Raw genomic sequence first — 22,983 nt, 5'->3', positions numbered from 1 at the left:
AAAGTGTAGGGCAAAATAAAAACCCTTCGCCGAGGCAAAGGGTTTGTCGAAATAAAATTAGTTTATTTTAATTTAGTTTCTTTATAAATCACATGTTTGCGAACAACAGGATCGAATTTTTTGATTTCGAGCTTGCCGGGCATAGTGCGTTTATTTTTAGTAGTGGTGTAGAAGTGACCAGTACCAGCAGATGATTCTAGTTTGATTTTATCGCGCATTATCGACTACCTTCTTAATTAAGATTTAAATTAAGCTTCGCCGCGAGCACGCAAATCAGCCAATACGACATCAATGCCTACTTTATCGATGGTACGTAAACCAGCGTTAGAAACGCGTAGACGAACCCAGCGGTTTTCACTCTCTACCCAAAAACGACGTGATTGCAAGTTAGGCAAAAAGCGACGTTTGGTTTTGTTGTTGGCATGTGACACATTGTTCCCTGCTACGGGACGCTTGCCAGTCACTTTACAAACTCGTGCCATTGTTAGACTCCAAAGACCAATTAGGAAAAGAGAGTTTATACCATAAAAAGACCTTCGAACTCAAGCTTTGTTTGCTTTTAGTTGTGTCTTTGGCCTAGGGTGATGTTGTATTCCTGTTGTGCCCTGTGGGTTGTAGCGATTTTAGTCGAAATTTAGAAAAAAAGCGTGGTTGTGGTTTTTTTGGGCTAATTGAGAATGGCGGCGGCATGCTGGGTTTTTATTTGCTCGGGAACGGTCCTAGGCCTTTAAATTTACCCTGTTTCAAGGTAAAATTACGAATTCTAATAGAGTAGTTATGCCATGACTAAGTTTATCTTTGTAACAGGCGGTGTTGTTTCTTCTTTAGGTAAAGGCATCGCTGCAGCTTCTATTGCTGCCATTCTCGAATCGCGTGGTCTGAAAGTGACCATGCTCAAATTAGACCCCTACATTAACGTTGACCCAGGCACCATGAGCCCATTTCAGCACGGTGAAGTATTCGTGACAGAAGACGGCGCCGAGACGGATCTGGATTTGGGTCACTACGAACGTTTTATTGACGCCACCATGTATAAGCGTAACAGCTTTACCGCGGGTCAAGTCTACGAAGCCGTCATTGCAAAAGAGCGTCGCGGCGACTATCTAGGCGGTACCGTGCAGGTGATTCCGCACATTACCGACGAAATCAAACGTAAAGTACATGCTGGCGCCAGTGGTTTTGACGTGGCCATCATTGAAATTGGCGGCACCGTGGGCGACATTGAGTCTTTGCCGTTCATGGAAGCCATTCGCCAAATGCGTAGCCAGCTAGGCCGTGCAAATTCTTTGTTTGTACATTTGTCTTACGTGCCTTACATTGCGGCGGCGGGCGAAATCAAAACCAAGCCGACCCAGCATTCGGTTAAAGAGCTGCGCGTCATCGGCATTCAGCCTGATATTTTGGTGTGCCGCATGGATCGTCCTTTGCCGGATGAAGAAAAGCGCAAAATTGCCTTATTCTGTAATGTGGAAGAGCGTGCAGTCATTGGTTGCTACGATTCAGACAGCATTTATAAAGTGCCTGAAATGCTGCATGGCCAAAAAATTGACACCATCATCTGTGAGCAATTGCAGCTGAATGTACAGGAAGCTGATTTGACTGAGTGGAAGAAAATCTCCATGGCCATCGAAGCGCCGAAACACCATGCCAAAGTGGCGATGGTGGGTAAATACGTTGATTTGACTGAATCGTACAAATCACTGTCAGAAGCCTTGAAACACGCCGGGATTCACACCGAAACCGACGTAGAGATTACCTACATCGACAGCGAACGCTTAGAAACCGAAGGCACTGATGCCCTTTACGGCATGGATGCGATCCTGGTGCCAGGCGGCTTTGGTGCGCGCGGTGTGGAAGGCAAAATTAAGGCGGTTCAATTTGCTCGTGAACACAATATTCCTTACCTAGGCATTTGCTTAGGCATGCAAATTGCGCTGATTGAGTACGCACGTCACGTAGCCAATATGCCTGCGGCGAACTCAACCGAATTTAATGCCCAAACGGAATTCCCCGTTGTGGCTTTGATTGACGAGTGGCTGAATGAAGATGGTCGCGTAGAAACCCGTGACGAAAACGCTGACTTGGGCGGCACCATGCGTCTAGGCGCACAGCGCTGTGAATTGAAAGAAGGCAGCTTAGCCGCCCGTATTTACGGCAGCACGGAGATTTCTGAGCGTCATCGCCATCGCTACGAAGTGAATAACCACTACGTTCCGCGCTTGGAAGACGCAGGTTTGGTCATCGGTGGCGTGTCTGCTGGGCATGAGCGCCTAGTGGAAACCATTGAGTTGCCAAACCATCCTTGGTTCTTTGCGTGTCAATTCCATCCAGAATTCACGTCGACCCCAAGAAAAGGTCATCCACTGTTTATTTCTTTTGTTAAAGCGGCTTTGAAAAACAAGAAATAATGGCTTTTAAGGTGATGGGTATGCATGTATCTGGCTTAGCGTTTAGACAAAGCCTCTCCTTGATGGAGCGGGCTGGGGTCAGTGCGAGCCAGGGCTGTATCCCGTTGCCTATTCAGCCTAGTGGCTATCTTTTGGGCGCCGTTTGTGTGCTCAAGCGTTTGCTGGAGCGCGCTTTAGCTGCGTGGCCATTAGGTAAAATGAGCTGTTTAATGAGTACACAGATTCAGCTGGGCCGTTTGGTACTGGCCCAAAGATGTGTGAAACAGTGTGTGTCGCTTAATCGTCTGCTTACCAACCTAAGCAGACGATTTTTCATGCTTAAGGGCTGACTATGGATGTGGCATTTATTAACCCAGAACACTTGGTGCATTTTTTGCAGCTATTGGCTTTTGATGATGAAAGCGTGGTGCCTGGGGAGTTTGAGCAAGTACGTGAACGCTTATTGAGTGACGACACGCCCTTGCATTTTGTCTTGACCGAGGTTTTGCCGCCAGAAAAAGCGTTTCGCGTCGATTGGAAAGATTTCGACGGTTTCATGGCTGGGATTGAGGAAATGACAAATCGGCTGGGCTTGAGCGAAGAATTGCTGGCCGAGCTGGTGTTTGATGATGATTACGTAGAGGCGGCCATGCCTCAGGTGCAAAGCGCATTTGAAGCCTATGGTTTAACCCTTTGGCGCATGGAGACGTCGATGGATGAATACATCGTCTTTTTAAGCCAAAGCGCAGATGATGCCCCATTGAGTGGGCTGTTGGCGGAGCTTGGCCTGATGGCCAGCGCCAGCGAAACGTTTTTTTGATTGTGATTTTTGTCGGGGCAGAGTGGGAAACGCTGCCCCACAAGCTTATTTAATGATTAGGAGATGAAATGAGTGCGATTATTGACATCGTGGCACGCGAGGTTTTGGATTCACGTGGTAACCCAACCGTAGAAGCGGATGTACTGCTTGAGTCTGGTGTGATGGGCCGTGCAGCGGTACCCTCAGGTGCCTCTACCGGCGCTAAAGAAGCCTTAGAATTGCGTGACGGTGATTCAGCTCGTTACTTAGGTAAAGGTGTGCTGCAAGCGGTTCAAAACGTGAACAATGAAATTGCGCAAGCCTTGATCGGCGTCGATGCTTCAGAACAAGCTTATATCGATCAAACCATGATTGAGCTAGACGGCACCGACACCAAAGGCCGCTTAGGCGCGAACGCCATGTTGGCCGTGTCTATGGCGGTTGCCCGCGCAGCGGCTGAAGATGCTGGCCTGCCTTTATACCGCTACTTGGGTGGTGCTGGTCCAATGGCCATGCCTGTGCCGATGATGAACGTCATCAATGGTGGCGCCCACGCCAATAACAGCTTGGACATCCAAGAGTTCATGATCATGCCTGTGGGCTCTGAATCTTTCCGCGAAGCCCTACGCTGCGGCGCTGAGATTTTTCATCACTTGAAAAACATCTGCAACGATAAAGGTTATGCCACGACTGTGGGTGATGAGGGTGGTTTTGCGCCTAACTTGCCTAGCCATGAAGATGCGATTAAACTAATTATTGAAGCAATTGAAGCTGCTGGTTATGTAGCAGGCCAAGACGTGATGTTGGCTTTAGACTGCGCGTCTAGCGAGTTCTATAAAGATGGTCAATACCACTTGAGCGCTGAAGGCATGGCCTTGACTTCTGAGCAGTTCACCAACTACTTGGAAAGCTTGGTGGATAACTATCCAATCATCTCTATTGAAGATGGCATGGCTGAAGACGACTGGGATGGCTGGAAGATTTTGACCGATCGCTTGGGTAAAAAAATCCAACTGGTGGGCGACGATTTATTTGTGACCAATCCTGCTATTTTGGCAGAAGGCATTGAGCAAGGTTTGGCCAACTCATTGTTGGTGAAGGTTAACCAAATCGGTACCTTGAGCGAAACCTTAAAAGCAGTTGATTTGGCCAAACGTTCACGCTATACCAGCGTGATGTCTCACCGCTCTGGCGAAACAGAAGACAGCACCATTGCTGACTTGGCCGTGGCCACCAACTGCATGCAAATCAAAACAGGCTCTCTGTCTCGTTCTGATCGTATGTCGAAATACAACCAACTATTGCGGATCGAAGAAGAGTTGGGCGAAGCCGCTTACTATCCAGGCCAAAAAGCTTTTTATCAATTAGGCTAAGCATTAGGATGACTTTATGAAATGGGTGACCGTTTTGCTATTGGTGGTTTTGGTGTGGTTCCAACAGCGCCTCTGGCTAGACAAAGGGGGGTGGCAGGACGTATGGCGTTTGCAAGAGAACGCCGTCATTCAAAACGAAAACGTGGAGAAACTCACCCAGCGTAATAAAGAAATCGAAGCAGACATTCAAGATTTTAAACAAGGTGAAGACGCCATTTCTGAAGTAGCCCGTGATGAAATGGGTTATATTGGTCAAGGTGAAGTATTTTACCGAATCAAAGAATAATAATGTTGTGAAAAAGTCACCCACACGTGGGTGACTTTTTTTACGAACGACACAAACAGGATAGAGGCATTAAAAACATGAAGGCCATAACGTTGGGTTCTGGATGGATGGTGGTGACGGCGATTTGTTTTTCGCTGATGGGGGCTTTTGTTAAAGCCGGTTCGGCTTATTTTGGCCCTTTTGAACTGACTTTTTGGCGTACGGCTTTTGGGGTGCTCTTCTTGGGTGGCCTGGCCTTGATGCGCGGCTATACCTTTTATACGCCGCATGTCAAAGCGCACATAGGCCGTGGCGTAGCCGGCAGTTTGGGTATTTTATGCTTTTTTTATGCCCTGGTGCATCTGCCCTTGGCTACGGCGGTAACGCTGAACTATACGTCGCCGATGGCTTTGGCCATTTTGTCGGTGATTGTACTGAAAGAGCGGCTGTCTCGCGGTGTGATTTTGGGTTTGGTCTTGGGCTTTATTGGCGTGGCTTTATTGTTACGCCCAACCATGGGCGAAGATCAGCTCTGGTATGGCTTAGTGGGTTTGGCGGCGGGCTTTTTTGCCGGCTGGGCTTATTTACAGGTACGCGAATTGGCCAAAATGGGCGAAGAAGAATGGCGCATTGTGTTCTATTTTTCGGTGGTGTGTACGGTTTTGGGCGCACTCTTGGCGACGTTTGATGGCTGGCATGCTGTGACTTGGGAAAACGTGTGGTATTTGTTGGGTCTGGGCGTGACGGCCACGGCGGGGCAGATGTCGATGACGCGTGCTTATAAGGTGGGGCGTAAGTATTTGGTGGCGGCGCTGTCTTATTTGAACGTGGTGTTCTCAACGCTGCTGGGTGTTTTGTGGTTAGGCGATGGGATCAGTGTGCCAGAAGTGGTGGCGATGGTGATTATTGTGCTCAGCGGCATCATTACCGGACGCAGTCGCGGCTAACGGTGATTTATTGACACCATAAAAAACCCAATCGAAAACGATTGGGTTTTTTTGCTTAACCAGCGATCTTAGATTTTGCTGCTTTTTTTAGAGTTTTATAAAGATCTGGGTTTTGTTCTTTCAGCAAGTGAGAGATTTCTAAGTCTTCACGGCTGGCTTTTGCCAAGTCAATGCGCTCAATGTGCACCAAACGTAGCAATTCGCGAACGGGTTTAGGGATATTCCGGCCTGACTCATAACGAGAACCACCTGATTGAGTCACACCGATTTGGCTCCAGAACTCTTGTTGGTTCATGCCAAGACGTTTGCGTATGTCTCTTGGGTTTTCGATTTTATCAAAAGCTTTCATGCTTGTTTTCCTTTATCATATTAATAGAAAGTATGTGTGTAGTTTTCAAATATACGCAATATATATTCAAAAATGAGAGAGTAATAATATAATATTATTTATTGTTAATTTAGGAAAGAACTTTTATCAAACAATTGGCAATTAAGGTTGCTGTGTCATTGGGCTTATGGTTAAGATTTCATAGCCTGTTTCTGTCACTAAAACCATGTGTTCCCACTGTGCTGATAAAGAGCGATCTTTCGTTACTACTGTCCAGCCATCCGCTAAAATACGCAAGTGTCTCTTGCCCTGGTTGATCATTGGTTCAATCGTGAAGATCATGCCAGGTTCTAGCACCATGCCCGTCCCTTTTTGGCCATAATGTACCACTTGTGGTGCTTCGTGGAAATTAAGACCAATGCCGTGGCCACAAAACTCTTGAACAACTGAGTAGCCACTGCTTTCCGCGTGTTGCTGAATCGCGAAACCTATGTCCCCAAGCGTTGCGCCAGGCTTAACCTGTTCAATCCCCAGCATCATGCATTCGTGCGTAATGCGGGCGAGGCGTTCAACGTGAGGGGCAACTTTGCCCACCAAAAACATGCGGCTTGAGTCGCCGTGCCAGCCTTCTTTGGTAATGATGGTAACGTCAATATTCATGGCGTCGCCATTTTTTAATGCCTTGTCATCGGGAATGCCGTGACAAATAACGTGATTGACCGAAGTGCACATTGATTTTGGAAAAGGTGTACAGCCTTCGGGCGTGTAGTTCAACGTTGCAGGCGTCACGCCTTGTACGTTAACTTGATAATCGTGGGCCAGCTGATTTAATTCATTGGTGGTGACGCCCACCTTCACAAAAGGGGTGATGTAATCTAGCAGCTGCGCGGCAAGCTGGCCGGCCTCGCGCATTTTTTCAATTTCAGCCGCTGTTTTTATGTGTACAGACATTGATGAAGTACCTATTTCCTATTTGGCTTGACCATGAGGTGCATGATCAAGCCATAAATTCGGTGCTGGCCATTCATGACGACGCAATAATTAAATGTGGCGTAATTATGAAATATGGCAATAAACACCTGCAAAAATTTGATTTAAGTCAATTTTGCGCCAATTAAAGCAGTTGTGCAACTGCTTCTCTTATATATGGAGATTTCATGAAAGTCTCACCGATCAAGAAGGTCTCCACGCCATGACGTCGCATTAAATCAACATCGGACTTAGAGCTGATGCCGCTTTCGGTCACCACAATGCGATTTTGAATGTGCGGTAAAAGCGCTAAAGTGTTGTCTAAACTAACGTCAAATGTACGTAAATCTCGGTTATTAATACCCAATAAAGGTGTGGTTAAAGGGGTACACTTTTGCAATTCTGTCATATTGTGTACCTCAACCAGCACGCTCATATTTAAGGCGTGAGCAGTGGCCTCAAAAGCCTGCATTTGTTCTGTGCTGAGGGCGGCGGCAATCAAGAGGATGGCATCGGCGCCCCAGTAACGTGCTTGATAGATTTGATATTCATCTATAATAAAGTCTTTACGCAGCACTGGCAAACTGCAGGCTTGGCGTGCCGCCTGTAGGTATTCAAACGAGCCTTGAAAATATTGCTCGTCGGTCAACACCGACAGGCAGGCTGCGCCAGCCGCTTCGTATTCTTGGGCAATCCAAACGGGATCAAAATCAGCGCGAATCAAGCCTTTAGATGGGCTGGCTTTTTTGATCTCGGCAATAATCGCGGGTTGGTCTGCTGCATGCTTGGCCAAAATGGCCGCGGTAAAGTCACGCGGTGCCGGTTGGGCTAGGGCTTTGGCCTTTAGCTCGGCTAAGGGCAGAGATTCTTGGTCGCGGGCGACCTCTAAGGCTTTGGTGGCTAAGATCTTTTCTAAAATATCTGACACAGCAGACTCCTCGTTGGTTATTGTTATTAATTAGGCCAAATGGAAAAATTTCAAGATGGTTTGGGGCAACCAATTGACATTTCCGGGGAAGGGGCCGCTGGCAAAGCCCACATGGCCCCCTTCTGGTGGCTGCAATAAAGTGACGCTGTTTGAGACCATGGCCGCCGTGGGTAGGGCGGATGCGGGTAAAAACGGGTCATTTAAGGCATTTAAAACCAGAGTGGGTTTTTGGATGTGTTTTAAATAGGGTTTGGCGCTCGACTGAGTCCAGTAGTCCACGGCGTTTTTAAAGCCATGCATCGGTGCTGTGACCAGATTATCAAAGGCACTGAGGGTTTTAACTTTCAAGACGCTGTCTAACTCAAAGAGGTCGGGATGGGCCGACCATTGAATTTTGGCATTGCTTTTAAGCGTGTTCAAAAAGTAAGGGATGTACACCCGTTTAGCAAACCCTTTACTTAAGGCCTCGCTGGCCGCTACTAAGTCTAAGGGGGCGCTGATGATGGCGGCGGCTTCACACAGAGCCGCTTCACGGGTTTCGCCCATGTATTTGGCCAACATATTGCCGCCAAGAGACACGCCGGCAGCATAAATTTTTTGATAAGTTTGTTTCAGATGGGCAAAAACCCAGCGGGCTTCGTCGGTGTCGCCTGAATGATAGGCGCGGCGGCCTAGGTTAATGTTGTTGCCGCAGCCCCGAAAATGCACTACCACGCCGTTTAGATTAGCGGCGGCTACGTGGTTCATGAGGGCTTTGGCATAGTGACTGTGGCTACTGCCTTCTAAACCATGAAACAGCACCACTAACGGCGCATCTGCTTGGCTGCTGTCGATGAAATCACAGGCCAATGTGGTGCTTTGGTCTGGCGTAGGCAAATACATGCGCCGATAGTTTGGCGCAGGGGTAGGGATGCATTTTGACGACCAAATGGTTTGGCTGTGTCCGCCTTTCAACCACTTTGGTGCGCGATATTCGGTAGCGTTCATGGTACAGATTCATTCACTTAGGTGAGCTAACCTTGAGACGATTGCTGTTGGTCATAGGTTTCTTTAAGGGCTTGGAACAAAGCTTTAAAGGCTTTAGGCGATTTTTCTTGCGCCTGTTCCTTGCGGGCGTTACGGACGAGGGTTCGTAAATACGAAATATCCGCATCAGGGCAGTCGGCAATCACGGTGTTTAAGGCCTGATCATCAGCAACCAACTGCGTACGTAAGAGCTCTAAGCGCTGTAGGTAGGCGTTGTGGGCTGCGTTGTCGCCTTTGAGACGGGCCAAAAAGGCTTCGATGGGCTCAGGATCTACATCGCGCATGAGCCGACCAATAAACTGTAGCTGACGTTTCAGGGCGCCGTTGGCGGTGATTTTCTTGTGTTGCTTTAAGGCATCCAAGAGGTCTTCCGGCAGCGGCATTTTTTTTAAGGTGTCAACCGATAGCTTGGTTAACTGAACGCCTAAGTCTTGTAGATCGTCCATTTCTTTCTTTTTTTGGGTCTTGCTGACCCATTCATCATGTTCACTCATCGCCGGTGTCGCTAACTAACAATTAATAAGCTTAGATGATACCGAAATTGGGCCTACTTTACATCTTAATTCGACGGCATTTTTGGATTAACGGTACAATAAGGCTTATTTAAAACAAAAGAGCGCTATGTTTCATTACACAGAGAATCAATTACACGACTTGACCCAAAGTGTTTTGGATCAAGCCCGGGCGGGTGGGGCGACGGCGGCCGATGTCGACGTCAGCGAAGGACACGGTCAGTCGGTCAGCGTACGGCTACAGTCGGTCGATCAAATCGAGTATCAGCAAGATAAGGGTTTGGGGGTGACGGTCTACATCGGCCAGAAGAAAGGCTTCGCCAGCACGGCTGACTTTTCGGATGCGGCGGTGACGGCCACGGTCAAGGCGGCGTTGAATATTGCTAAATACACGGCCGAAGATGAGTTTGCTGGTCTAGCCGATGCGGCACTGATGGCGACCCACGTGCCTGATCTGGATTTATACCATCCGTGGGATGTGTCGGTGGAAGAGGCGATCACGCTGGCTCAGGGCTGTGAAGCGGCCGCACAAGCGTTTGATGAGCGGGTGAGCAATTCTGATGGTGCGGCAGTCAACGCCAACCATTATCAATATGTGTACGGTAATAGCCATGGCTTTATGGCCGGCGCCCGCACCAGCCGCCACAGCGTTTCTTGTTCGGTGGTGGCTAAGGAAACCAGCGGCGGCATGCAGCGCGACTATTGGTATGACGTGGCGCGTAGTGCGGCTGATTTGGATTCGATTGAGGCCATTGGTGCCAAGGCCGCTCAGCGGACGGTACGTCGTTTGGATGCGCGTAAAATAAAAACGGGTCATTACCCCGTGGTGTTTGAGTCCACCGTGGCTTTGAGCTTAATCAGCCATTTGGTCGGAGCCTTAAGCGGTGGCGCGCTGTATCGCGAAGCCAGTTTTTTATTGGACAGCTTGGGCAAGCGGGTATTGGCTGACTGGGTTAATATTCAAGAACAACCGCATGAGCAAAAAGGCTTTGGTAGCACCTATTTTGATGCGGAAGGTGTGGCCACTCAGCCTCGTGATGTGGTGAAAAACGGCGAAATCATGGGCTATTTCTTGAGTAGCTATTCAGGCCGTAAGCTGGGCATGCCGACCACGGCGAATGCGGGCGGCGCCCACAGCCTTCATTTAAACCATACCCACCCTGATTTAGCTAGTTTACTTAAAGAAATGGGCACCGGCCTGTTGGTGACCGAGTTGATGGGCCAGGGCGTGAACATGTTGACCGGCGACTATTCTCGCGGGGCGGCGGGCTTTTGGGTCGAGAACGGCATGATTGTGCATCCGGTTGAAGAGATTACGATTGCCGGCCAGCTGCAAGAAATGTATGCCAACCTAGTCGGTGTGGCCGATGATGTGTTGCGTCGTGGTGCCCATAGAGTCGGTTCTATGCTGATTGACAATATGACGGTGGCCGCCGGGGAATAAGGACTGACGGAATTATTTTTCGGGCAATGACAACTAAATGCCTTGGCCGTGGTCAATCTTAACCAGTACGGGCCCAAATGGTTTGGGCCGATGACGAGCGAAAGAATCAATATGAACAGAGTTTTTGCACAATCAACCGTTTGGTGGAGTATTTTCCTACTCAGCGCCATCGTGATGGGCAGCGCCTTATACGCACAATACGTGTTGTATATGGAGCCGTGCCCATTGTGTATTTTTCAACGGGTGGCGGTAATGGCCGTTGGGGCCTTGGCGCTCTTGTTTGCGCTGATTGGGTTTGTGACGCCTAAGCGTTGCGTGGCTTTATTGGGTAATGGCTTGATCAGCATTGCTGCCTTGGTGGGCTTAGGCATTGCGGCCCAGCATATTTACATTCAAAATCTGCCGCCGGCGGAAGTGCCTGCCTGCGGGCCGGGCTTAGACTTTATGGTACAGACCATGCCGTTTAACGACATGGTGGCCAAAGTTTTAGGCGGTTCGGGTGAGTGTGCTTCGGTTGAGCCCATTATGGGCGTACCCTTGCCGATTTGGAGTGCCTTATTCTTTACCGCGGTCTTGGTATGGCTTTGGGCCAGCTGGTTTAAAAGCCGTCCGGCAAAGTAAGCTTGAATGGATTGACTGTCTGGCCCGCTTGATGCGGGCCATTTTATTGGGCGCTGCGTGAATGTAGCGTAGGCATCAGGCGTAAAAATGCCCACCGAAGTGGGCAGGTATGAGGCGATTAGACCGGCTTTAATCGTTGCCCATTAAGGCAGTCAAAATGTGGATCAAGTTGGCAAATAGGTTGTACAACGAGATAAATAAAGTCAGGGCTGCGCTGATGTAGCTGTCTTCGCCGCCGTCAATGATGGCGCGAGTTTGCCACATAATGAGCAGCGAGCTGATGATCACAAAGCCCACAGATAGGGTGAGGCTTAAGGCGGGCAGCTGTAAGAAAAGGTTGGCGACCACGCCGACCATGACCACGATGATGCCAACGGTCATGAAGTTGCCCACGGCCGACATATTGATTTTGCTGCTGCGGGCCAAGAATGTCATGGCGAAGAAGGTAACGGCGGTGAGGCCGGCCGCCAGCATGATGATTTCACTGCCGTTAGACATGCCCAATGTGACCTGCAGCGTGGGGGCTAAGAGGGCGCCCATGCCAAAGGTAAGGACAAAGAACAAGGCGATGCCGACATTGCTGTAGCGGTTTTTTTCAATCATGAACACCATGCCGTAGAAAAAGGCAAAAAAGGCGATGATGAACACCCAGCGGCTGTTAAAGACGTTGAGTAGGGAATATAAAAAGCCGGTGCTGGCGCTCAGATAGGCCCCTAGTAGGCAAGGCACAAAGGCCACTGCGAGTAGGGCGTAGGTTTTGCTGAGCAATACCTGAGACGCAGATTTTTGGCTTTGGCCGCCAACCTGTGTGTAGTCTCTCATTTGTGGTTCTTGCATGAGTCATCCTTAATGAGTGTGAATAATATGAAGGTTTATTATAACCTGAGTTTGATCCTTGTGTGACCCGCCGTGGGCAATTTAGTGCGCCAGAGTGGCCAGAATAAAAAAGCCCTTCGTTGGAAGGGCTTTTTTGGAGCTTACATGTTTTTCGGTAAGGTGTATTGGTCTAAATAATTAATGCGTTTCAAGACCTGATTGGTTTCACAGTTGAGGCGATTTTGTTCTTGGGCTTCGGCCGTACTGCCTTGCTGGGCCGCTGATTGACAGGCGCGCTCCTTAGATTGAGTCCAGGTTTTTTGCTCGGTGTTGAGGGTCTCTTTGACTTCGTTGGGCAAGGCTTTCCATAAAGCATCTAAGTTGTCGCGCGCATTGGCGTTTTGGCGAATGGCGTTGTTTAAGTCGACGCTGTCGTTCGAGGCTTCGGTGCTGCTGCCTTCAGGCGCATCGGCGGCTCCGGTGTCCATATCGGTTTTTTCTTTGAGTAAGTCCAAGAGCGGATCGTCAGATTCGGTTTTGGGTTTGTGCAGGGCGTCGTTGTTGACGCTGGCAAACAGTAAGGAAGACGACAGCATGGAAGACAGCTCGGCCACGCCGTTGACCTTCACTTCAGGGGCCGCATCGGTTTTGGTGAGGCTGTAGCTGATGTCTTTGTTTAAGGTGCCGCCGGATTGGCTGAAGCCGGTGTCTTGCATCGTGGTGTTGAGGTATTGCTCGTAGTCGGTGCGGCCCATGGCTTCGTAGTTGGCTTTGGCCAACTGCATAACGGAGGCGGCAAAACTGTAGCCGATTTGTGCCTTACACGTGGTGATGTTGGCATCGGTGCTGGCTTCGGAAGTGATGTTATTCAATTCAAAACGGGTTGAGGCTAGGTTTTCTTTGACTTTGTTGAGGTCGTATAGGCCGGCGGTGGCTTGGTTATTGGCCAAACCGTCTAGAATTTCTTGCTCGACGGCCTGCTGAATGCCTAGGCGGGCGGCTTCAGAATCACAGCTGAGGTTGAGCGTAGCGGGTTCTTTTTGATCACCACAGGCGGCCAACAGAACGGTGGCGCTTAAGGCGGCCACTAAGTAATTTAGTTTCATAACGACCCTTTATCAAGAGTAAGTAAATAGATAAGCCTAATGCGTAAAATCATAGCATAGACACGGTAGGCTTGACTGCTTCCTTGACAGATTAGTCTTCAAATAGCGGATAAGGTTCAGGCGGATGGTCGCTATCGGCAAACAGGCTGATGCCTAAGCCGATGAGGCGGTAGCGCTGATCGGCGGGGAGGTCGAGGCGCGCCAATAATTGTGTGGTGCCTTGGCTAAGCTCTGAGGCTTGGGTGATGTAGTCATCAAAGGTAAGTGAGCGGGTGATGTTTTGAAACTGATGGGTCTTGAGCTTGAGGGTGAGGCTGCGCCCAAAAATGGCCTTGCTTTCACAGCTGCGCCACAGGTCTTGGCTAAGGGCTGGCAGGTGTTGAACGGCTTCGGCCAGGGTCAGATCACCGTTAAACGTGGTTTCTTTGGAGATCTGTTGGCGGATTTGATTGGCCTCAACGGGCCGATGGTCGATGCCTTGAGCCAGTTGATGGAGGCGAAAACCATAGCGGCCAAAATAGTGCATGAGCTGGGCGACGTCGACGTCGTGTAGGTCGCTGACCATTTTAAAGCCGAGCTGGTGTAGCTTAGTGAGGGTGACCTTGCCCACGCCAGGGACTTTATCTAAGGGCAGCGTGTGTAAAAAAGCCTGAATTTGATGCGGTTTGATGACAAATTGGCCGTTGGGCTTACGCCAATCTGAGGCAATCTTAGCCAAGAATTTATTTGGCGCAATACCGGCCGAGGCGGTGAGGCCTGTCGCAGTAAAAATCTGTTGGCGAATCACGGTGGCCAGTTCAGTGGCCACGGCGTAGCCCTGCTTGTTCTGGGTGACGTCGAGATAGGCCTCATCCAAGGATAAAGGCTCAATTAAGTCGGTGTGTTGCTTAAAAATAGCCTGTACCTGCTGCGACACTTCGCGGTATTTGTGAAAGTTTGGCGGGATGTAGATGGCCTGGGGGCAGAGTTTTTTGGCTTGGCCAACCGACATCGCCGAGCGTAGGCCAAACTGGCGCGCTTCGTAAGAGGCGGCGCAAATCACCGAGCGTGACGCATCCCAAGCCACGACCACTGGCTTGCCGCGAAGGTGGGGCGCATCGCGTAGCTCGACCGAGGCATAAAAAGCATCCATGTCGATGTGGATGATTTTTCGGGTCAGGCTCATGTCAGCGACAGTTTTAAATAAATCATGTCTAGGGCCTGTAGGCCTGCTTCAAAAATGGGTTCAGGGTAATGATCTAAAAAATAATTGGGCAAAATGTGGCTGAGGCGAAAGCCGCCTTTTTGATAAAACCCCAGCTGGTCTAGGCTAGAGTTGGCCGTGCCGACAAACAATGTGTGCGCGCCCTGCTGTTGTGCGTTGTCGATTAAGCCTTGCAGCAGTATTTTACCCCAGCCTTGGCCTTGACGTTCTGGTGCGATGGCAATGGCCTTGATTTCCAGAGTGTCGGTGGCCACTCGCTGTAAGATGGCGGCGCCAATGAGGGCGCCTTGATCATCGTGTAACACGTAGCAATGACCATCGACTAAGTCAGCTTCAATGAGCGCAACAGAAGGGTTGGCCAACAGCAATAAGGCTAGGGGCAGCGGTTCGTGCGCTGGAATCATACGAAGGGTAGACGTCATGGCGGATCAGCAAGCGGGCTAAAAGCCTATGATAACAAAATCGGCTTCTGGTGGCTAAATGTCTGATGTGGACGGGCTTTGGGACAAGAGGCGCGGGTGAGGTATCTATTGAATGGGTATTTAGACGATTGAATCTACGCGTGATTCGGTTGGCAAACCGTTATTTATTATGTATTATGTTATACCATAACGTTTTGAAAGGTTTAATGATGAAACCTAATACACATCCTGAAAATTACCGCACCGTTTTATTCTACGACACCGGTGTGGGTGAAGGCTGGCTGATTCGGTCGTGCGCCCGTACGACGGAAACCATGCGCTGGCGCGATGGCCAGGATTATCCCGTATATAAGTTGGACACCTCATCGGCGTCGCACCCTGCCTATACCGGGAAGCAGCGTGAATATGTGAATGAAGGCCGCGTTAGCCAATTTAATCAGCGTTATAAAGCCATATTAAACAAATTAAAAAGGGATTAAGTGATGCAAGTATTGTCTTCGTTAAAAAGCGCCAAGCTGCGCCATCGTGACTGTCGTCTGGTGCGCCGTAAAGGTAAAGTGTATGTGATCTGTAAAAGCAATCCGCGCTTTAAGGCCCGTCAGGGTTAAGGGTGATGAAAAACAACAGGCCTCTGGTAATCCAGAGGCCTGTTTGGGGTTGGTGTGGTGTTATAGACGTTCGGTTAATACCCGTACGCGGCAGGTTTTGCCTTTAATCTTGCCGGCGCGGATGCGCTTGATGGCGCGGTCGGCGCTGCTGCGGGTGACGGCGACGTAAACGTGCATCGGGTAGACGTCGATCTTGCCGACTTCGTCACCGCTTAAGGCCTCTTCGCCGTTGGTCAGTGCTCCCAAAATATCGCCGGCGCGGATTTTGTCTTTTTTGCCGCCATCAATACACAATGTGGCCATGGGCGCTCTGAGCTGGGCGCGTTTGACGTCGGCAAAAGTGTATTTGTCGACCCACTGGGTGGGGCGTTCCATATAGGCTTCAACCGCTAGGGCGCGATTCATCTCGGCCGGGGTCACAAACGAGACGGCCAGGCCTTTTTCACCTGCGCGGCCAGTACGGCCAATGCGGTGCACGTAAATTTCTGGGTCGTGGGCCAGCTCATAGTTGATCACCATCGCGAGGTTGGGAATGTCCAAACCGCGGGCGGCCACGTCGGTGGCGACCAAAACGCGGCAGCTGTGGTTGGCAAAGCGCAGCAATACTTGGTCACGGTCACGCTGCTCTAGGTCACCGTGTAGGGCGAGGGCATCCATATTACGTTGGTTCAGGTGGGCCTCTACTTTTTGGCAGTCGCTTTTGGTGTTGCAAAACACCACGCAGGATTCGGGCTGGTGTTTCGATAAGAGCTGTGCCACCAGTTCTAAGCGTTGATTTTTTTCAAGCTCGACCATGTATTGTTCGATGTGCAGGCGTTGGCTGCGTTCATCAATGGTGATCATCAGCGGGTCGGTTTGGATTAACTGGCTAATTGCTTCGATGTCTTCAGGGTAGGTGGCCGAGAACATCAAGGTTTGGCGTGGGCTGGGTAAAAAAGGAATGATGGCGTCCATTTCGTCGGCAAAGCCCATGTCTAACATGCGGTCGCCTTCGTCTAAAACCACGACTTTGGTGTCGCTTAGCGACAGGCTGTCTCGTTCTAAGTGATCCAAGATGCGCCCAGGCGTGCCCACGGCAATGTGCGGGGCATGTGCTAAAGAAGTGACCTGAGCCGCAATCGGTTGGCCGCCGCACAGGCTTAAAATTTTCACATTGGGCATGTAGCGTGCTAAGCGGCGTAGTTCTTTACTCACTTGGTCGGCCAACTCACGGGTAGGGCATAGCACCAAGGCTTGGGTGCTGAAGAGTTCAGGGTTGATTTTGCTTAAGAGGCCAATGCCGAAGGCGGCGGTCTTACCGCTGCCGGTTTGGGCGCGGCCTAAAACGTCTTTGCCTTTTAAAATGTGGGGCAATGCTTGCGCCTGAATCGGCGTCATTTCAAGGTAGCCAAGTTCGGTGAGGTTGGCCAATTGGGCGGCAGGGATGGGAAGTTCAGAAAATAAAGTAGCCACAGCAGATTCTTCTTTGGTGATCAGATAGATAAGGGGGTGAATATACTGAATTTCATCTTAAAAAGCCAATGATGATCCAGTTAATTCTTGTTTTTACAACAGAAAAAGCCAATCGCTGGCGACGATTGGCTGATTTTTGTGGCGGTAACGCTTATCTTGACCGCAGTCGCGCCATGAGGCCGATGGCGATGAGGGCGCAGACAATGCCGACCATGAAGCTGCCGCCGTAGCCGAAGCTGGCGGCGAGAGCCATCAGTGATGAGGACATGGTGATTTCACCTAGGTCGCGCGTGCTTTGGACGGCGGTCATGTCGGTACCGGCCTGCTGGCCTTGTTGGGCAAACTGCATGGCTCGAGTCATCAGGGCCACGGACGCGGAGCCTGCGCCAAAGCAGCTCAACAAGGTCGCGCTCCATACTAGAGTGGTAGGGATGTTGGCGCCGAGTCGAATGCCGTAGAGCCATAAGCAGCAGGCGATGATGGCCGCGCTCAGGCCAAGGGTGAAAATCTTGATCGAGCCGTAGCGCCCAACCAGCCAGGCGCCACCGCCGCAACCTAGCAGCACCGTCATCATGCCGCCGAGCATACCGACCTGACCAATGCGCTCAACCGCCCAGCCCGCATCGACCAACAGCAGTTTAGACAGGCCGTAGCCAGCCACCATGGCCACGGCTGACAGACCGGCCACGCCGAGTAAGGCGGGTGCGCCAGGGCGTTTGATGAAGCCCGCTAGGCTAGCCGGTTGGGCTGGGCTGTTTGCGGGGTGTGTGACGGAGGTTTCACGCCAGCGTAACAGCAACACTAAGCTGACGGCAACGATGAGGGCCGGTGTCATGAGGCCGATGTGTTGGCCGAAATGACCCATCAGCATGAGGGTGCCCGGACCGCCCAAGAAAAATCCCACCATGGTGCCGCCCACCTGCAATGCGTTGGCGCGGGCTAAATTTTTGCCGCTGAAAAGCTCGGCGCTGAGGCCATCGGTAGCAATGTCTTGGGTGGCGCTGGCAAACGAGCCCACGGCAGCCAAAGCCATGATCCACAGCGTGGTTTCAGCCCGAATGCCAACCAATGCCGCCAAGCTAAAGCACACCAGCACAATGCTTTGCATGGGGATGAGCCAGCTGCGGCGACGGCCTATTTGTGGGTGGTAATGATTGTCGATGCGGCTGGCCCAAAGAAATTTTAGCACCCAGGGCAGGCCAACTAAGGGCAGCCACACCAGCTGGGCCAATGAAGCACCTTGGCTGCGTAATAGGGTGGGGAGGGCGTCCATGGCCAGGCCCAGCGGCATGCCTTGAGTGAGGTAGAGGAGGCCGATCATCAGCCAGAGTTTGGGGGAGTGGATTTGGGTCATGATTGGGCCTGCTGTGGTTGATGGGGTTCGATGCTGCCGACTTTGGCGTGTTCGCTGCCGACCACGGGGGTGATGAACAAGAGGCGGCCTGGCGTTTGTACGCTGAGCCTATGCCAAGTGCCTTGCGGCACAATAAAGGCATGGCCGGCGGCTAGGGGGACGGTGTGTTCCGTAGCGGTTTGGGCATTGAATAAAATCAGATTCAATGCACCTTCTAATAAGCATAAGGTTTCATCGCCTTTAGGGTGTCGCTCCCAATAGTCACCGTGGACGGATAGCGTGGTTTTAAAGGCTTTTATGCCAATTAACCAGTCCGCATCGCTGCGGCTTTTTTGGGCCATGTCTTGCTGGCGGGCGCTAAAGTCTTGAGCGTTGAGCGCGACTAAATGGTCGGTGAGGCTAAATGATGTTGAGGGGGTAAGGGCAGTCATAACAATCCTAGTTAAGAACGCGGATGAGGGCGTTTAGAAAAAATCAGGGCGGCGCAGGCGCAAGCCAGACTACCGGCCAAGAGCAGTAAAGCATCTAGCCATAGCGTGGGGACGAGGCCATAGACATAGGCCATTAGTGCATGTGCCAAGCTTGCGGCGATGAGCATGAGCCCGCCGAAGAGCGGCAGCAGCCAGAGGCAAAGGCGGCGCATAGTGGGCCAAGCGGCCAGTAGGCAAATGCTAAGCCAGCAGCCCCAAAACAGAGCGCTGTGGGCGCGTCCACTTAGATGCAGATAGGGTGCAGGCGCCGCACTGAGCAATAACAGACACATGGCCATGAATAGCCCACCGCCAAGGCTGAGAGTGAGCCATTGCAGGCCATGGGTGGGCCGCCCGCGGCGATGTTGTCGCGCTAGCCACATAACGGTACCGGTGAGCGTCAGGACAACGGTGGCCAAGCCGCCGAATAGATGTAGGCCTTTGCTGAAATCACCGCCATATTGCGCATAGTGCAGTGGCTGAATGGCCACAAAAGCTTGCGTCCATAGGCCTTGCTGAGCGGCGCTGTCGTGGCGCATGAGTTGGCCATCACGACGATAGTGGTCTTGTTCAAATAAGGGAGTGCTGAAGGACCAAGCTTGGCTAGTGGTCACGCTTAAACGGGCGTTGGGCCCGTGCCAATCACTGAGGGTGAGGCTGTGTACCGAACGGTGTGGCCAAGCTTGCTGGTGTTGTTGCCATAGCTGCGACAGAGGTAGCGGCTTGGTTTCGGGGGTGGGCGGTGGCAGCAGTGGCGCTTGAGGCATGAGTGCGGCCATGGCGGCCGGCATGCCCCCTTGAAACGCTTGGCCAGAGAGCGTCATCGTGCCCAGAGCGCCTAGGCCTGAGAATAGGCCAGATAAGGCGATGACCAGCAAGAGGGGGAAAAGGCCAAAACCCACCAGCTTATGCACGTCAGCGCTAAGGGTGGCGGCGGGTTTATGGCGCCGTAGGGGTAAGGTTTGGCGCCAACGATGCAGATGCATGGCGAAACCACCGATCAGTAAAATGCTGAGGACCAGCCCGAATAGGCTGACCAGTACCCGCCCAGGAAAGCCGAGAAAAAGGTGCTTGTGTAGATCGGTCACTAGGTTGATGGCGGTGTGTGACGGCGTTGCTACTGGGGTGAGCGTGTGTGGCTGCAAGATCACCGTAGGCATGGTTTGGCCTCGCCCTGCGGTGCTCAGACGTAAAGTGGGCTGGCTAGAGCTGGGTAAGGTGATGGTGAGATGGTTTGGGTCTAGGCCATGAGCCTGTGCCAAAGCGGGCAGCCGATCGAGGTCGGCGGCCTGAACGGTTTGGGCCGCCACTCGGTTGGGGTTGGCCCAGTGGGTGAGTTCATCGTTCAAAACCGCCCAGCAGCCGCTTAGGCAGATCAGCAGCAATAGGCTGCTGAACAGAATAGCGGCCCAAGAGTGGCTGGTGAACAAGAAACGGCGAATATGGGATTGCATGAGGTGTCCTTATGCCAAAATAGGGCCGCAGGCCAAAGCCAAAAGGGCTAGGCCCAGCGGCCACAGCACACGGCGCCAGGCTTGGGCACCGTTGTGGGCCAAGAGGCAGGCAAACCACAGCGCGCCAGCCAGAAAAACGCCGCCAAAAAGGCCGGCGTACAGCCGATTGAGGGCATCGAGGTCGGGATAGTGGCGCACCAAAGCGACGGCAGTGGCGATGCTGGCGGCACTGCCGCCTATAAGGGCGGCTGAGAGTTTACCGAGCCACAGCATCAGTATTTGGCTCTGAGGGTGAGCATGGCGCTTAAAGGTTCACCGTAGCGATTGTTCCAAGCAGGGCCAGACAGGCTTTGGTAATAATGCTTGTCAAAGACGTTGTTGACGTTGAGAGCGGCCGAAAGCTGTTTGTTGATCTGATAGCCGATGCGCGCATTGACTAAGGTATAGCCTGCTTGGCGTAGGGTTACGCCGCCAGACTCTACCGAGAAGTCACTTTGTGCCTGTAGGCCTAGGCCTACGCTGATGCGGCGCTCATGCCAAGGCAGGGTGTAATTACCCCACAGGCGGGCAATGTGCTTGGGCGCAAATTTGGCAAACGGCTGGCCGCTGGCCTTGGCGTCGGTCACGTATTTGGTGCTGTTGTAGCTGTAGCTGGCCGATACGCTGAGGTCGCGGTTGATTTGGCCGTTGGCTTCGGCTTCAAAGCCCTGGCTTTTCACTTCGCCGCTGGCAACGTAATAGCAAACAGGGCCGGCGCAAGGATGGTCAGGGTCTTGTTGCGCTCGGTTTTGTTGGCGAATTTGGTAGAGCGCTGCCGACACGTTTAGCTGGCCGTCAAACAGCTCCCCTTTTAGTCCAGCCTCGTGGTTTTTGCCTTTAACTGGGGAGAGAATATCGCCGCCCCAAGTCATTTGGGTTTGCGGTTGGAACACTTCGGCATAGCTGACGTAGGCCGACCATTGTGGCGTTAGCTGATACACCAAGCCTGCATAGGGGGTGAATTCATTATTAAGCTTGGCGGTGGCGCTGGCGGTCTCTTGTTGCCAGCGGCTGAAGCGTCCGCCCACGATCAGTTTCAGCGGATCGGTGACGCTAAAACGGCCCATGGCGTATAGGCCAGATTGGGTGGTTTTAGTGGGGCCGCGCGAGCTGTAGGCGCCGATTTCTGGTTTGGCTATGCTGTGTGGGTTCCAGTGCCAAGGGTCAACGGGCACGCTGATGTCGCTCAGGAACGGAGCTGAAAACTGTTCGGTTTCGGTGCGCTGATATTGCCCACCCAGCATGAGTTCGTGTTGGCGGCCAAATAGGCTGAACGGTCCTGTGGCATATGCATCAAGGCTGTTTTGCTTGTTTTCAAACTCGTAGGCACCGCCGGTGAGCTTCATGCCTTTTCCCGTTTCTTTGTCTACTGCCCCCATCGCACCCGCATAGTCTAGGGCCCAGTCGCCTTTCATATGATTGGCGTTTACCTGTAGGCGCCAGTCGTTGTCAAACTGATGCTCTACACCTGCGAACACGCGGGTGGTGTCCCAATCAAAGCGATCCCAAGCGGCATCTAGATAAGTATGGCGCGGCAAGCCTATGTCGCTGCCGTCGCTATAAAAAGGTACGCCAGCCATATTGGTGACCGAACGGATGCGCTGCTGGCTGGCACCGACATTGAGGGTGGTTTGCTCGCCCACATCGACTTCGGTGATGGCGTAGAAGTGGGTGGACTTTTGCTTGGCCACATCGTAGAAAAAATCTTGGTCGTTGTGGCTGATGACGGCTCGGCCGCGCCAGCTTTTGCTGGCGTTCAGCGGACCGCCGACGTCGATGTCGCCACCGTAGTGTTGCCATCGCCCAGCGCTTAAGGAGCCGCTGAGGGCGAATTGATGCGGTGGTTTTTTGGGGACTAAGTTTACCGTTGCGGCGGGGTTGCCCGTGCCTTGCAGCAAGCCGTTGGCGCCGCGCAGAATTTCCACTTGCTCATACATGGCCATGTCTTGTGGCGGTGCGCCGGTATTGCCCATCAGCACGGGCACGCCGTCTTGCGAGAACGAGTCAATTTTAAAGCCGCGGGCGTAATAGCCTGTGGTCAGTAGCTGAAACGGCTGCACCGTAACCCCGGCCGATTGCTGCATGACGTCTTCGAGGGTGCGTAGGTTTTGTTCCTGCATTTGCTTTTGGGTGGTGATGCTGACCGATTGTGGCGTGTCTTTGAGCGCCTGCGGCATTTTTAATAGCTTAGCGGCCTTGCTGTGGCTGCCAGTTACCACGATTGGCGCCAGTTCCGCGCTGTCGGCATCGGCGGCTGCTTGTGCGATACCGTGGCTGAACAGTAGTGGGATGAGGTAGGCTAGATGAGTTTGACGACGAGCCCAATAGGCTATAGCCGCAGCCTTCGCTGAAGATGATGTGTGTGACATGTAACGCCCCGTGTGTGTTGTAATGATAATTAATCTCATTACATTCTAAGCGGGGTGGGTCAGAGGGGATTAGCGATTGCGGCAGTTTTT

The 22,983-nt window shown here is 51.8% G+C and carries 26 protein-coding genes; 9 read left to right on the top strand and 17 right to left on the bottom strand.

The window, feature by feature from the left end:
• Positions 1-62 precede the first annotated feature (62 nt).
• Entirely contained in the window at positions 63-218 is a 156-nt protein-coding gene (gene rpmG, locus AB8Q18_11605; protein ID XDZ50828.1) for a 50S ribosomal protein L33, read from the bottom strand.
• Between the two features lie 30 nt (positions 219-248).
• The gene (rpmB, locus tag AB8Q18_11600) at positions 249-482 is read right to left on the bottom strand and encodes a 50S ribosomal protein L28 (GenBank protein XDZ50827.1); all 234 of its coding nucleotides are present in this window, start codon (positions 480-482) and stop codon (positions 249-251) included.
• Positions 483-782: 300 nt separating this feature from the next.
• Here rpmB and AB8Q18_11595 point away from each other — a divergent pair, with 300 nt between their 5' ends.
• The 5 genes from AB8Q18_11595 (at position 783) to AB8Q18_11575 (ending at position 5,771) form a co-directional block, all read left to right on the top strand.
• On the top strand, positions 783-2,408 hold the full coding sequence (locus AB8Q18_11595) for a CTP synthase (protein ID XDZ50826.1): 1,626 nt from the start codon (positions 783-785) through the stop codon (positions 2,406-2,408).
• Positions 2,409-2,739: 331 nt separating this feature from the next.
• On the top strand, positions 2,740-3,207 hold the full coding sequence (locus AB8Q18_11590; GenBank protein XDZ50825.1) for a hypothetical protein: 468 nt from the start codon (positions 2,740-2,742) through the stop codon (positions 3,205-3,207).
• A gap of 68 nt (positions 3,208-3,275) precedes the next feature.
• Positions 3,276-4,559 carry a phosphopyruvate hydratase gene (gene eno, locus AB8Q18_11585; GenBank protein XDZ50824.1) on the top strand — a complete coding sequence of 428 codons (1,284 nt, stop codon included), beginning with the start codon at positions 3,276-3,278 and terminating at the stop codon, positions 4,557-4,559.
• A gap of 16 nt (positions 4,560-4,575) precedes the next feature.
• Positions 4,576-4,845, top strand: a complete 270-nt coding sequence (locus AB8Q18_11580) for a septum formation initiator family protein (protein ID XDZ50823.1) — start codon at positions 4,576-4,578, stop codon at positions 4,843-4,845.
• Positions 4,846-4,922: 77 nt separating this feature from the next.
• A complete protein-coding gene (locus AB8Q18_11575; GenBank protein ID XDZ50822.1) occupies positions 4,923-5,771 on the top strand; it encodes a DMT family transporter in 849 nt (282 codons plus the stop codon).
• A 55-nt stretch (positions 5,772-5,826) separates the two neighbouring features.
• On the opposite strand, the gene AB8Q18_11570 is transcribed toward AB8Q18_11575, so the two are convergent.
• The 5 genes from AB8Q18_11570 to yjgA all read right to left on the bottom strand — a co-directional run bounded on the left by AB8Q18_11570 (position 5,827) and on the right by yjgA (position 9,516).
• Entirely contained in the window at positions 5,827-6,120 is a 294-nt protein-coding gene (locus AB8Q18_11570) for a helix-turn-helix domain-containing protein (GenBank protein ID XDZ50821.1), read from the bottom strand.
• Positions 6,121-6,261: 141 nt separating this feature from the next.
• Entirely contained in the window at positions 6,262-7,050 is a 789-nt protein-coding gene (gene map, locus AB8Q18_11565; protein ID XDZ50820.1) for a type I methionyl aminopeptidase, read from the bottom strand.
• A 163-nt stretch (positions 7,051-7,213) separates the two neighbouring features.
• The gene (gene trpC, locus AB8Q18_11560; GenBank protein XDZ50819.1) at positions 7,214-7,996 is read right to left on the bottom strand and encodes an indole-3-glycerol phosphate synthase TrpC; all 783 of its coding nucleotides are present in this window, start codon (positions 7,994-7,996) and stop codon (positions 7,214-7,216) included.
• 30 nt (positions 7,997-8,026) lie between these two features.
• Complete coding sequence (locus AB8Q18_11555) at positions 8,027-8,983, bottom strand: YheT family hydrolase (protein XDZ50818.1); 957 nt, start codon at positions 8,981-8,983, stop codon at positions 8,027-8,029.
• Positions 8,984-9,009: 26 nt separating this feature from the next.
• Positions 9,010-9,516 (bottom strand): ribosome biogenesis factor YjgA, encoded by a 507-nt coding sequence (gene yjgA, locus AB8Q18_11550; protein XDZ50817.1) that lies wholly within the window; start codon positions 9,514-9,516, stop codon positions 9,010-9,012.
• A 127-nt stretch (positions 9,517-9,643) separates the two neighbouring features.
• On the opposite strand from yjgA, the gene pmbA reads away from it, so the two are divergent.
• Together pmbA and AB8Q18_11540 are read left to right on the top strand one after the other, a co-directional pair.
• Positions 9,644-10,978 carry a metalloprotease PmbA gene (gene pmbA, locus AB8Q18_11545; GenBank protein XDZ50816.1) on the top strand — a complete coding sequence of 445 codons (1,335 nt, stop codon included), beginning with the start codon at positions 9,644-9,646 and terminating at the stop codon, positions 10,976-10,978.
• 111 nt (positions 10,979-11,089) lie between these two features.
• The gene (locus AB8Q18_11540) at positions 11,090-11,599 is read left to right on the top strand and encodes a disulfide bond formation protein B (protein XDZ50815.1); all 510 of its coding nucleotides are present in this window, start codon (positions 11,090-11,092) and stop codon (positions 11,597-11,599) included.
• Positions 11,600-11,728: 129 nt separating this feature from the next.
• Here the strand turns inward: AB8Q18_11540 and AB8Q18_11535 are convergent, their stop codons facing one another.
• The 4 genes from AB8Q18_11535 to AB8Q18_11520 all read right to left on the bottom strand — a co-directional run bounded on the left by AB8Q18_11535 (position 11,729) and on the right by AB8Q18_11520 (position 15,147).
• On the bottom strand, positions 11,729-12,421 hold the full coding sequence (locus AB8Q18_11535; GenBank protein XDZ52927.1) for a Bax inhibitor-1 family protein: 693 nt from the start codon (positions 12,419-12,421) through the stop codon (positions 11,729-11,731).
• Between the two features lie 155 nt (positions 12,422-12,576).
• On the bottom strand, positions 12,577-13,521 hold the full coding sequence (locus tag AB8Q18_11530; GenBank protein XDZ50814.1) for a hypothetical protein: 945 nt from the start codon (positions 13,519-13,521) through the stop codon (positions 12,577-12,579).
• A gap of 91 nt (positions 13,522-13,612) precedes the next feature.
• A complete protein-coding gene (gene dinB / locus AB8Q18_11525) occupies positions 13,613-14,686 on the bottom strand; it encodes a DNA polymerase IV (GenBank protein XDZ50813.1) in 1,074 nt (357 codons plus the stop codon).
• Entirely contained in the window at positions 14,683-15,147 is a 465-nt protein-coding gene (locus tag AB8Q18_11520) for a GNAT family N-acetyltransferase (protein ID XDZ50812.1), read from the bottom strand. Before AB8Q18_11520 ends, dinB begins: the two co-directional genes overlap by 4 nt.
• Positions 15,148-15,356: 209 nt before the next feature.
• Here AB8Q18_11520 and AB8Q18_11515 point away from each other — a divergent pair, with 209 nt between their 5' ends.
• Positions 15,357-15,626 carry a type B 50S ribosomal protein L31 gene (locus AB8Q18_11515; protein XDZ50811.1) on the top strand — a complete coding sequence of 90 codons (270 nt, stop codon included), beginning with the start codon at positions 15,357-15,359 and terminating at the stop codon, positions 15,624-15,626.
• Between the two features lie 3 nt (positions 15,627-15,629).
• Positions 15,630-15,755 (top strand): type B 50S ribosomal protein L36, encoded by a 126-nt coding sequence (gene ykgO, locus AB8Q18_11510; protein XDZ50810.1) that lies wholly within the window; start codon positions 15,630-15,632, stop codon positions 15,753-15,755.
• Between the two features lie 60 nt (positions 15,756-15,815).
• On the opposite strand, the gene dbpA is transcribed toward ykgO, so the two are convergent.
• The 6 genes from dbpA to AB8Q18_11480 form a co-directional block, all read right to left on the bottom strand.
• A complete protein-coding gene (gene dbpA / locus AB8Q18_11505; GenBank protein ID XDZ50809.1) occupies positions 15,816-17,207 on the bottom strand; it encodes an ATP-dependent RNA helicase DbpA in 1,392 nt (463 codons plus the stop codon).
• Positions 17,208-17,358: 151 nt separating this feature from the next.
• A complete protein-coding gene (locus AB8Q18_11500) occupies positions 17,359-18,561 on the bottom strand; it encodes a RhtX/FptX family siderophore transporter (protein XDZ50808.1) in 1,203 nt (400 codons plus the stop codon).
• Positions 18,558-18,992, bottom strand: a complete 435-nt coding sequence (locus tag AB8Q18_11495; protein XDZ50807.1) for a cupin domain-containing protein — start codon at positions 18,990-18,992, stop codon at positions 18,558-18,560. The genes AB8Q18_11500 and AB8Q18_11495 overlap by 4 nt, the downstream gene beginning before the upstream one ends.
• A gap of 11 nt (positions 18,993-19,003) precedes the next feature.
• Entirely contained in the window at positions 19,004-20,485 is a 1,482-nt protein-coding gene (locus AB8Q18_11490) for a PepSY-associated TM helix domain-containing protein (protein XDZ50806.1), read from the bottom strand.
• Positions 20,486-20,494: 9 nt separating this feature from the next.
• Entirely contained in the window at positions 20,495-20,758 is a 264-nt protein-coding gene (locus tag AB8Q18_11485; GenBank protein XDZ50805.1) for a hypothetical protein, read from the bottom strand.
• Positions 20,758-22,893: a TonB-dependent siderophore receptor gene (locus AB8Q18_11480; GenBank protein ID XDZ50804.1), complete on the bottom strand. Its 2,136-nt coding sequence runs from the start codon at positions 22,891-22,893 to the stop codon at positions 20,758-20,760. The genes AB8Q18_11485 and AB8Q18_11480 overlap by 1 nt, the downstream gene beginning before the upstream one ends.
• Between the last annotated feature and the right edge of the window lie 90 nt (positions 22,894-22,983).

It is taken from the genome of Neisseriaceae bacterium CLB008, assembly GCA_041228285.1.
In the GTDB taxonomy this organism is placed as follows: domain Bacteria; phylum Pseudomonadota; class Gammaproteobacteria; order Burkholderiales; family Neisseriaceae; genus JAGNPU01.
Note: the sequence above shows the minus strand (reverse complement) of the source record. Positions and strands in the feature narration are given on the sequence as shown.